The sequence below is a fragment of the Methylobacterium aquaticum genome, from assembly GCF_001043915.1.
Taxonomy (GTDB): domain Bacteria; phylum Pseudomonadota; class Alphaproteobacteria; order Rhizobiales; family Beijerinckiaceae; genus Methylobacterium; species Methylobacterium aquaticum.
This window is the reverse complement of the sequence record NZ_LABX01000330.1, coordinates 1-10,560: the sequence shown is the minus strand read 5'-3', so window position 1 is coordinate 10,560 and position 10,560 is coordinate 1. Positions and strand designations below refer to the sequence as shown.

Sequence of the window (10,560 nt, the reverse complement as noted above, 5' to 3'; positions counted from 1 at the left end):
GCTGAAGGTCCCCAACGACGACGCGGTGCTCGGCCAGGAGCTGCAACAGAACGGAAATGCCGGGTCCCTGCGCCTGGAGCGGGCGGGCGGCGGCTTCACGGCCCGCCTCACCGTGTCCGGCACGAAGGTCTCGCAGCCGACCGAGAGCTGCAAGGTCACCCTCGGCGACGGGCAGCCGCTGGCGCTCGCCGATCAGGGCAAGCCCAACGGCGTGACGCAACTCGCCTCGTCGGGCCCGGCCTGCCCGCTGCGGTTCGAGATCCTGGAGGGCAGCGTGATGGTCACGCCGCTGGGCGAGGGCGACGCCTGCATCTTCACGGCCTCCGACTGCGCCACCACCCCGAAGGGCCTGTGGGGACCCGGCGCGGCTACGCTGCTGCCGCGGGCCCAGGAATTCGACGCCGCCCGCGGCGCCGCCGACAAGGCGGTGCGCGAGAACTACAAGGTGATGACCCAGCGCGCCCGGCGCGAGGACGTGCGGCCGATCGTGACCGAGCAGGCTGCCTTCTCGTCCGACCGGGAGCAGTTCTGCCGGGCCTATATCCGCGAAGGCTCGCACGGCTTCTGCCACCTGCGCTTCTCGGAGGCGCGGGCGCTGTCGCTCGCGACCCGCCTCGGCCTCTCCGGCGCCTCGGCGAGCGCCGCGCCCCGTCCGGCCGCGCGCATCCGTCGTCCGGCCCCGGCCGTCGAGGGAATGAATCCCGGCTTCGAGGCCGGCGCGCAGGACCCGTAGCGCTCTCTCGACCGGTCGACGCCGCGAAGCCCTCCCGTGTCGGGCAACGCGCCGGGACACCTGGCGGGGGAGCGGCCCGTCAGGCGTGGCCAGCCGTCATCGAGAGCATGGCGGGCTCGATGCCGATGCCGCGCAGGGCCCGGTCGTACTTGGTCTCGAGGGCCGTGTTGAAGATCAGCTCCGGGTCGGCCGGGCAGTGCAGCCAGCCATTGGCCTGGATCTCGCTTTCGAGCTGGCCAGCCTGCCAGCCGGCATAGCCGAGGGCCAGCACCGCGCTCGCCGGCCCCTTGCCGGCCGCGATCGCCCGCAGGATCTCGATCGTCGCCGTAAGGCAGATGCCGTCGTCGATCAGCAGGGTCGATTGGTCGATGTGGAAGTCGGGCGAGTGCAAGACGAAGCCCCGGCTCGCCTCGACCGGCCCGCCCATCAGCACCGGCATGTGGCCGATCCGGCTCGGCAGGCGGATCGCGTCATCCTCCCCGATGATGTCGAGCTGGACCAGGAGGTCCGGCATGTTGAGATCGGCCGCCGGCTTGTTGACGATGATCCCCATCGCCCCCTCGGCCGAATGCGCGCAGAGATAGATCACCGAGCGCGAGAAGCGCTCGTCGGCCATGCCGGGCATCGCCACCAGGAGCTGCCCGTCGAGATAGCTCGGCATGCCGCGCCCCGACCCGTCCCGCTCGCCGGCGCCCGGCGCCCCGACGGGGCCACGGCCCTGGCCGCCGGGGCCGGGATCCTGGGAGAGGAGGTCCTGTGGAAATCTGCTGCGCATGAGACCCATGCTACGCTCCGCCCCGGCATTGTCCAGCGTCCGCTGTTGGGTTCCAGCGTCGGCTTGGACGGGAACGCGCGGGAAGGCCCGCCAGGTCCCGCCTCGACTCGCCGGAACCGTCGCGCTAGACCCCGCGCGGACCATTCCGCGAGGAGAGCCACGATGACGATCCAGGTCGGCGATCACCTGCCCCAGGCGACGTTCCGGGTCATAGGCCCCGAGGGCCCGACGCCGAAGACCACCGATGACGTGTTCAAGGGCCGCCGCGTGGTGCTGGTGGCGGTGCCGGGTGCCTTCACGCCGACCTGCCACCGCAACCACCTGCCCGGCTACGTCACCCGGCGCGCCGACATCCTGGCCCGCGGCATCGACGCGATCGCGGTGACCTCGGTCAACGATGTGTTCGTGCTCGACGCCTGGTCGAAGGCCGCCGGCGCCGAGGGCATCGAGTTCCTGGCCGACGGCAACGGCGACTTCGCCAAGGCGCTCGGCCTCGACATGGACGGCACCGGCTTCGGCCTCGGCATCCGCTCCAAGCGCTACGCCATGCTGGTCGAGGACGGGGTGGTGCGGGTGCTCAACGTCGAGGACGCGCCGTCGAAGGCGGATCTGTCGGGGGCGGAGGCGCTGCTGAAGGCGCTGTGAGTGTAAGGATGTTCCGCCGCCGCTGACCACGCGGCCCCGTGCGGGCGAAGCAGCCAGCATCGCGCTGCCGGCGACGGACACGTCGACGGCAGCCAAGTTCTTCGCTGACGCCCGCTGGACACGGAGCGGCCTACGCGGCCCGTTTCAGCAACCAGGCGTCGTGCGTCTCCAGGAATGCCGTGAGACGGGCCGGATAGGATTCCGTCACGGCCCCCTTCACGCTCGGGCGCATCGCCAATTCCGCCCGCCAAGCTCGCGTCCGTGGCAGGCCGTCGAGCACGTTCGTCGGTGCGATCGCGTCGAACACGTCGAAGTATCGGAAAATCGGCGCGAAGACCGCATCGACCAGGCTGAAGCGCGCGCCTGCAAAGAACGGACCTGCGCCCAGCTCGGCCTCAATCCGCGCGAATTTGTCGATCAGCGCCCTGCGCTTGGTCTCGTAGGCGACCGCGTCCTTAGCGGTCTCGAAGCCCCACAGGTCCGCCAGAATGGACGAGCCGAATTCGATCCAGCCGCGATGACGGGCTCGCGTCAGAGGATCGCCAGGGTGGAGCGGCGAGCCACCCTGTGTCTCCTCGATGTATTCGCAAATGGCCATACTTTCGAACAGGACGGCTTCCGTTCCATCGGCTTGGGCTGCGAGCAGCAGCGGGACTTTGCCGAGGGGCGAGAACGCCGAGAACCAGGCGGGCCTCGCCGAAAGATCGACGTCGCGCCGGTCGAAGGGGATCTCCTTCTCCGACAAGGCGATCGCGGCGCGCTGAACGTATGGGCAGAGCGGGTGGCTCACGAGGGTCAGGGAGGCACCGTCCATGATGTCGTTCTCCGCAGAATGGGGCCGGTGACGCAACCCCGAACGGGGCACAGGGCCCGAGCACGCATGATACATGCAAATGCATCTACAACGGCTTGCCTTCAGCGTCAATCTAGATGTAGATGCATTCATGCCCGAGCCCGGCCCGCCCTTCTGCCCCCCTCCTTCCCCGTCGGTCATCCGGGCATGGATCCGGCTGATGCGGACTCAGCGCGTCGTCCTGGGCGCCATCGAGCAGGATCTGAAGAGCGCCGCCCTGCCCCCCCTCGGCTGGTACGACGTGCTGCTGGAACTGTCCCGAGCGGCCGATGAACGGCTGCGTCCCTATGAGATCGAGGAGCGTACGCTGCTTGCACAGCACAACCTGTCACGGCTTCTGGACCGCATGGAGAGGATGAACCTCGTCCGCCGCGAGGCTTTCGACGGCGACGGTCGCGGCCGGTGGGTCGTCCTCACGGAGGCGGGACGGTCCATGCAGACGCGCATGTGGGCAGTCTACGCCGCGTCGATCCAGGCCCATCTGGGGGCACATCTGACCGATTCAGACGCAGAGGGCTTGTCGGCGCTGCTGGCGAAGCTGATGCGCTGACCGGAGCGAGAGGTCCATCAGAGCCATGGCCCGATCCCTGCCAGCCGGATCGACCACGGAAGCAGCTCAACCAGGCCCAAACAGGCTCGGGCTCAAGCGATGATCAGATGCAAGAAACTTGACAATGTGCAGTTGGAGCGGGCGAAGGGATTCGAACCCTCGACCCCAACCTTGGCAAGGTTGTGCTCTACCCCTGAGCTACACCCGCTCACTCTGTCAGGCCGTGCGAACTTGGAGCGGGCGAAGGGATTCGAACCCTCGACCCCAACCTTGGCAAGGTTGTGCTCTACCCCTGAGCTACACCCGCCCAACCTCGTTCGGCCTCGTGGAAAAACTGGAGCGGGCGAAGGGATTCGAACCCTCGACCCCAACCTTGGCAAGGTTGTGCTCTACCCCTGAGCTACACCCGCTCGCTGTTTTCCGCCAGCGTCGCCGTAGCGGCGCCGATGAGCGGCATAAACACCATTCCGCGGGGGAGCGCAAGAGGTTGCGGAGCCGGCTTCGGGGGTTCCCGCCGGAGAGTCTTCCGCACGGATGCTCCGCCTACCAGGTGGCCGCGGGCGTCGCGCCGTCGCGGATCTCGGCGAGGCGCGCGCGGGTGGCCGGCGTCGTCTCGGGGGGCAGGGCGTCGAGGGGGAAGAAGGCGGCCTCCGCGATCTCGCGGTCGGGGCGCTTGGGCACCGGCACCGTGAAGGCGCGGGCGACATAGAGCACGACGTGGTCGCGGCGGGAGGCGCGGGCGTTGAAGTAGAAGCCGTGCAGGACCGGCGTGGCGCTCGCGTCGAGGACGATCCCGGTCTCCTCGCGGAACTCCCGGGTGATGGCCTCCAGCGCCGTCTCGCCCGGCTCGACGCCGCCGCCCGGGAGGTGCCAGCCATCCATGTAGGTGTGGCGCACGAGGCAGACCCGGTTCTCCGGATCGATCGCCGCCCCGCGCACCCCGAGGGTCATCCCGCGGGTGAAGCGCCAGACGAGGTGAGCGCCCCGCATGAGCAGGGCTTGTCGAGGCGTCATCCCACTTTCTCCTGTTCGACAGGGAGGCTCACTCTCCCGAGTGGCATGCATGGTCTGCTCTCGCGAGAGAGCGTCCTTCGCCAGGGCGGCGAGGTCGGTCCGCCGGTGATAGGCTGATCGGGAGGTGTTGTCGTCGATCGTCGTCACATCGACTGACCTCGAAGGAGGGCTCCAGGGATCGCAGAGGCTTCTGGAACCCGCCTTCGAGGCTCCCTGCGGTCGCACCTCAGGATGAGGTCGCAGGTGGGATGGTCTCACCCACCTCAAGTCCCGGATAGAAAATCTTGCTTAAACAAATCCTTAGAAAAATATCATAACATCAGGATATAGCTTTTACGAACAATAAAACGACAATACATGAAGCACGATCGACAGGCGAAATCGATCCGCCTTCGATCGCCGATGAACGATAACACGTTGCGACAGATCGCGCTCTGCATCGACCGACTGTCGGATCGTCAGAAGCAACGGCCTGCCATCTGCCATCGCACACCCGCCCGATCTTGCAGCGTGGCCGGGTAGCTCCGAAAATCATCGCTCGCGCGGGTCGTCTCCGCTCGCCCGGGCCGCCTTGAGCCGGTAGAGCGCATCGAGCGCCTCGCGCGGGCTCAAGGCATCCGGGTCGATCCGGTCGAGGAGCAGGCCGACCGGGTCGGGCTTCTCCACGGCTGGGGCCGGCGGCGGCGCGGCCGGCATCGCGGCCGGCATGGCGGCAAAGAGCGGCAGCTCGGCGGGGGCTTTCCGCCGTCCGGGAGCCCCCTCCCCCTTCTCCAGCTCGGCGAGCAGCGCCTTGGCGCGGGCGATCACCGGAGCGGGCAGGCCGGCGAGGCGGGCGACCTGAAGGCCGTAGGAGCGGTCGGCAGCGCCCGGCACCACCTCGTGCAGGAACACGACGTCGCCCTTCCATTCGGTCACCTGGAGGGTGGCGTTGGAGAGGCGATCCAGCCGCTGCGCGAGGCCGGTCAGCTCGTGGAAATGGGTGGCGAAGAGAGCCCGGCAGCCATTGGTGCCGTGCAGGTGCTCCAGGCAGGCCCAGGCGATCGAGAGCCCGTCGAAGGTCGCGGTGCCGCGGCCGATCTCGTCGAGCACCACCAGCGAGCGCCGCGTCGCCTGGTTGAGGATCGCCGCGGTCTCGACCATCTCGACCATGAAGGTCGAGTGGCCGCGCGCCAGGTCGTCGGCGGCGCCGACGCGGGAGAACAGCCGGTCGACGAGGCCGAGATGGGCGGAGGCCGCCGGCACGAAGGCGCCCATCTGGGCCAGCACCGCGATCAGCGCGTTCTGGCGCAGGAAGGTCGACTTGCCGCCCATGTTCGGGCCGGTGACGAGGAGGATCTGGCCCGCCTGATCGCCCGAGAGGTCGCACGCATTGGCGATGAACGCCTCGCCGGCCTTGGTCAGCGCCGCCTCGACGACGGGGTGACGCCCGCCCTCGATCCGGAAGGCGAGGCCGTCATCGACCACCGGCCGGGTCCAGTTCAGCGCGACGGCGAGTTCCGCATGCGAGGCGGCGACATCGAGGGCGGCGAGCGCGCTCGCCGCCGCCACGATCGAGTCGGATTCCGCCATCACGGCCTTGGACAGGCTCTCGAAGATCTCGAGTTCGAGGGCGAGGCCGCGGCCCGCGGCATTGGCGATCTTCGTCTCCAGCTCGCCCAGCTCGACGCTGGTGAAGCGCATCGCGTCCACCATGGTCTGGCGGTGGACGAAGGTGGCGCGCCAGGGATCCTTCAGCAGGGTCTCGCCGAAGGTCTGCGGCACCTCGATGTAGTAGCCGAGGAGGTTGTTGTGCTTGATCCGGAGCGTGCGGCAGCCGGTCTCGGACGCATAGCGGGCCTGGAGCCCGGCCACCACCTGCCGCGAATCGCGCTGGAGCGTGCGGGTCTCGTCGAGTTCGGCCCGGTAGCCCTCGCGCACGAAGCCGCCGTCCCGGCGCTGCAACGGCAGGTCGTCGGCGAGCGCCGCGGCCAGATCGTCGGCCAGAGCCTCGTCGAGCCCGGCGAGGATGCGGGCGGCCTTGCCGATCTCGCCCGGCAGGGCACCGGCCCCCGCCAGCGCCGTGGCGATGCCGCGGGCGGCGAGGAGACCGTCGCGCAGCGCCGCAAGGTCGCGGGGCCCGGCCCGGCCGAGGCCGATCCGGGTGAGTGCCCGCGCCATGTCGGGGGCCCGCGCCAGCTCGCTGCGGAGTTCCGCCCGCAAGGCCCCCTCAGCCACCAGGAACTCCACGGCGTCGTGCCGGCGCCGGATGAGGGCGAGATCCGTCGAGGGGCCGGCCAGCCGCTCGGCGAGCAGCCGGGCGCCGGCGCCGCCCACCGTGCGGTCGATGGCGGCGAGCAGGCTGCCCGCCCGCTCGCCCGACAGGGTGCGGGTGAGTTCGAGGTTGGCCCGCGTCGCCGCGTCGATCATCAGGCTCGCGCCGGCCGCCTGGCGGGTCGGCGGGCTCAACGTCACCCTGGCGCCGAGCTGGGTCCGGGCGATGTAGTGCAGGACGGCCCCTGCCGCCGCGATCTCGACCCGGCTGAAGGCGCCGAACCCGTCGAGGGTCTGGACGCCGAACTGCTCCTTGATCGCCCGCTCGGCAGAGGCCGGATCGACATCGCCGCGACCGACCGGGGTCACCGCCGCCCGCGTGTCGCGCCACAGCCGGGCGAGGTCGGGATCCTGGTGGAGGGCGTCGCCCATCACGATCTCGCGCGGGTCGAGCCGGGCGATCTCGGCGGCGAGCCCCGCCCCCTCGACCTCGCCCAGCGAGAAGCGCCCGGTCGAGATGTCGACGGCGGCGAGGCCGTAGGTCCAGGCGGAGTCCGAGGCGCGGCGGCGGGCGAGCGCCAGCAGCAGGTTGGCCCGGCCGGGATCGAGCAGGCGGTCCTCCGTGATGGTGCCCGGGGTGACGAGGCGCACCACCTCGCGCCGCACCACCGATTTCGAGCCGCGCTTCTTGGCCTCGGCCGGATCCTCGGTCTGCTCGCAGACCGCGACCCGGTGGCCGAGGCCGATCAGACGCTGGAGGTAATCGTCGGAGCGCTCGACCGGCACGCCGCACATCGGGATGTCGGCACCCGCATGCTTGCCGCGGCGGGTCAGCACGATGCCGAGCGCCCGCGAGGCGATCTCGGCATCCTCGAAGAACAGCTCGTAGAAATCCCCCATGCGGTAGAACAGCAGGGAACCGGGATTGGCCGCCTTGATCTCGATGTACTGCGCCATCATCGGCGAGACCTTGGCCTCGTCGTCGGCGGCGGCCGAGCGGCGGCCGCGGGCGGGGGGCGGCGGCGCCTCGTCGGCCGGCTCGTGAGCCTCGTTGCGCAGGAGGCGGCCGGTGTCGCTGTCCATCGTCATGAGATCAGGGGGCTGTCGTCGCGTCCGCGGCATCGTGGTCGGGCAGACTAACAGAGGCCGGCGGCCACGCTCCAGACCGGCATTCCGGGGATGATGGGGATCGTCATCCCCGCCGAAAATGGCGGCAGACTGCTCGTGAGCGCCGCAGCGCCGCTTGAGCCAGCCGGTTCCTGGCCCTATGGGACGTGTCCCGCCGTCATCGTGTTGATGCTGGTCGCAGAGAAGAGCCTGGCATGAGCGAGTCCCGCCCCGTCACCCGCGGCAAGCGCCCGACCTTCACCGACCAGGAGGCGCTGCAATTCCACCAGCAGGGCCGGCCGGGCAAGCTGGAAGTGGTGGCGACGAAGCCGATGGCGACCCAGCGCGACCTGTCGCTCGCCTACTCGCCGGGCGTCGCCGTGCCGGTTCTCGCCATCGCGGACGACCCGGCGCTCGCCTACGACTACACCGCCAAGGGCAACCTCGTGGCGGTGATCTCGAACGGCACCGCGATCCTCGGCCTCGGCAACCGCGGCGCGCTCGCCTCCAAGCCCGTGATGGAGGGCAAGGCGGTCCTGTTCAAGCGCTTCGCCGACATCGATTCCTTCGATCTCGAAGTCGGCACCGAGGACCCGGACGCCTTCATCAACTGCGTGCGCTATCTCGGCCCGACCTTCGGCGGCATCAACCTGGAGGACATCAAGGCCCCCGAGTGCTTCATCATCGAGGAGCGCCTGCGGGAATTGATGGACATCCCGGTCTTCCATGACGACCAGCACGGCACCGCGATCATCTCGGCGGCGGGCATCATCAACGCGCTGCATCTCACGGGCCGCGACATCGCCGAGGCCCGTCTCGTGGTCAACGGCGCGGGCGCGGCGGGCATCGCCTGCATCGAGCTGGTCAAGGCGCTGGGCTTCCGCTCCGAGAACGTGATCCTGTGCGACACCAAGGGCGTGGTGTTCCAGGGCCGCACCGAGGGCATGAACCAGTGGAAGTCGGCCCATGCGGTCGCGACCTCGAAGCGGACGCTCGAAGAGGCGATGGAAGGCGCGGACATCGCGTTCGGCCTCTCGGTGAAGGGCGCTTTCACCCCTGAGATGATCGCCGCGATGGCGCCGCAGCCGATCATCTTCGCGATGGCGAATCCGAACCCGGAGATCACCCCCGAGGAGGTGGCGCAGGTCCGCGACGACGCCATCGTGGCGACCGGCCGCTCGGACTACCCGAACCAGGTCAACAACGTCCTGGGCTTTCCCTACATCTTCCGCGGCGCGCTCGACGTCCACGCGACCACGATCAACATGGAGATGAAGATCGCGGCGGCGGAGGCCCTGGCGGCGCTCGCCCGCGAGGACGTGCCGGACGAGGTGGCGGCGGCCTACCAGGGCACGCGGCCGCGCTTCGGGCGCGAATACATCATCCCGGTGCCGTTCGATCCGCGCCTGATCCACACCATCCCGATGGCGGTGGCCAAGGCGGCGATGGAGACCGGCGTCGCCCGCAAGCCGATCGACAACATGGAGCGCTACCGGGCCCAGCTCTCGGCACGGCGCGACCCCGTCGCCGGCACGCTCAACCGGGTGTTCGAGCGGGTGCGCAAATACCCCAAGCGCGTCGTCTTTGCCGAGGGCGAGGAGGAGGTGGTGATCCGCGCCGCGATCTCCTTCGTCAACCAGGGCCTCGGCACCGCGATCCTGGTCGGCCGCGAGGACCGGGTGATGGCCAATGCCGAGGCCGCCGGCATCGATCTGGCCGGCCGCGACAACATCGAGATCCACAACGCCGCCAAGTCGCACCGCAACGGCGTCTACGCGCAGTTCCTGTATGCGCGGATGCAGCGCAAGGGCTTCCTGTTCCGCGACTGCCAGCGCCTGATCAACCAGGACCGCAACCACTTCGCGGCGTCGATGGTGGCGCTCGGCGACGCCGACGCGATGGTGACCGGGACCACCCGCAACTACTCGATCGCGCTCGAGGACGTGCGCCGGGTCATCGACCACAAGCCCGGCCACCGGGTGATCGGCGTCTCGCTCTGCCTCGCCCGTGGCCGGGTGGTGCTGGTGGCCGACACCGCGATCCACGAGATGCCGAGCGCCGAGGAGATCGCCGGCATCGCCATCGAGGCGGCCGGCGTGGCGCGGCGCCTCGGCTACGAGCCGCGGGTGGCGCTGCTCTCGTTCTCGACCTTCGGCTTCCCCAAGGCCGAGCGCGCCGAGAAGGTGCAGGAGGCGGTGCGGATCCTCGACGGGATGCGGGTCGATTTCGAGTATGACGGCGAGATGGCGGCCGATGTCGCCCTCAACCGGGACCTGCTCGCCCAGTACCCGTTCAGCCGCCTCAAGCAGCCGGCCAACGTGCTGGTGATGCCGGCCTTCCACTCGGCCTCGATCTCCACCAAGATGTTGCAGGAACTGGGCGGCGCCCAGGTGCTCGGGCCGCTGATCGTCGGCCTCGACAAGGCGGTGCAGATCGTCCCGCTCGGCGCGACCGATTCCGATCTCGTCAACATGGCGGCGCTCGCCGCCTACAACATCGGCGGCTGACCGGCATCGCCTGGCGGCCGCTGGCTCACCCCATCCGCAACCCTCCTCCTTCGAGGTCAGTCCAGCGACGATGGACTGATACCAACGGTCGAAAGAAAACGACCTTTGGTTCTGTTCTCGAATTTT

The 10,560-nt window shown here is 69.4% G+C and carries 8 protein-coding genes and 3 tRNA genes; 4 read left to right on the top strand and 7 right to left on the bottom strand.

What is annotated here, in order from left to right; all coding sequences use genetic code 11:
• Window positions 1-733: hypothetical protein (locus VP06_RS37530; RefSeq protein ID WP_048467727.1), on the top strand; the 733-nt coding region annotated here is incomplete at its 5' end.
• Window positions 734-812: 79 nt separating this feature from the next.
• Here the strand turns inward: VP06_RS37530 and VP06_RS31290 are convergent.
• Entirely contained in the window at window positions 813-1,394 is a 582-nt protein-coding gene (locus VP06_RS31290; protein ID WP_048467729.1) for a YqgE/AlgH family protein, read from the bottom strand.
• Between the two features lie 276 nt (window positions 1,395-1,670).
• Between VP06_RS31290 and VP06_RS31285 the strand changes: the two genes are divergently transcribed.
• On the top strand, window positions 1,671-2,153 hold the full coding sequence (locus VP06_RS31285; RefSeq protein WP_048467726.1) for a peroxiredoxin: 483 nt from the start codon (window positions 1,671-1,673) through the stop codon (window positions 2,151-2,153).
• 130 nt (window positions 2,154-2,283) lie between these two features.
• Here VP06_RS31285 and VP06_RS31280 read toward each other — a convergent pair whose 3' ends face one another.
• Complete coding sequence (locus VP06_RS31280; RefSeq protein WP_048467725.1) at window positions 2,284-2,967, bottom strand: glutathione S-transferase family protein; 684 nt, start codon at window positions 2,965-2,967, stop codon at window positions 2,284-2,286.
• Between the two features lie 130 nt (window positions 2,968-3,097).
• Here VP06_RS31280 and VP06_RS31275 point away from each other — a divergent pair, with 130 nt between their 5' ends.
• Window positions 3,098-3,556, top strand: coding sequence for a MarR family winged helix-turn-helix transcriptional regulator (locus tag VP06_RS31275; protein ID WP_048467728.1), 459 nt, complete (start codon window positions 3,098-3,100; stop codon window positions 3,554-3,556).
• A gap of 133 nt (window positions 3,557-3,689) precedes the next feature.
• On the opposite strand, the gene VP06_RS31270 is transcribed toward VP06_RS31275, so the two are convergent.
• The 5 genes from VP06_RS31270 to mutS form a co-directional block, all read right to left on the bottom strand.
• Window positions 3,690-3,764: transfer RNA gene (locus VP06_RS31270), tRNA-Gly, on the bottom strand.
• A 24-nt stretch (window positions 3,765-3,788) separates the two neighbouring features.
• A tRNA-Gly gene (locus VP06_RS31265) sits at window positions 3,789-3,863 on the bottom strand.
• Between the two features lie 28 nt (window positions 3,864-3,891).
• Window positions 3,892-3,966, bottom strand: a tRNA-Gly gene (locus tag VP06_RS31260).
• A gap of 133 nt (window positions 3,967-4,099) precedes the next feature.
• Entirely contained in the window at window positions 4,100-4,570 is a 471-nt protein-coding gene (locus tag VP06_RS31255; RefSeq protein WP_048467724.1) for an NUDIX domain-containing protein, read from the bottom strand.
• Window positions 4,571-5,101: 531 nt separating this feature from the next.
• On the bottom strand, window positions 5,102-7,909 hold the full coding sequence (mutS, locus tag VP06_RS31250) for a DNA mismatch repair protein MutS (RefSeq protein WP_082167730.1): 2,808 nt from the start codon (window positions 7,907-7,909) through the stop codon (window positions 5,102-5,104).
• A 233-nt stretch (window positions 7,910-8,142) separates the two neighbouring features.
• On the opposite strand from mutS, the gene VP06_RS31245 reads away from it, so the two are divergent.
• On the top strand, window positions 8,143-10,434 hold the full coding sequence (locus tag VP06_RS31245) for an NADP-dependent malic enzyme (RefSeq protein ID WP_048467722.1): 2,292 nt from the start codon (window positions 8,143-8,145) through the stop codon (window positions 10,432-10,434).
• Window positions 10,435-10,560 lie beyond the last annotated feature (126 nt).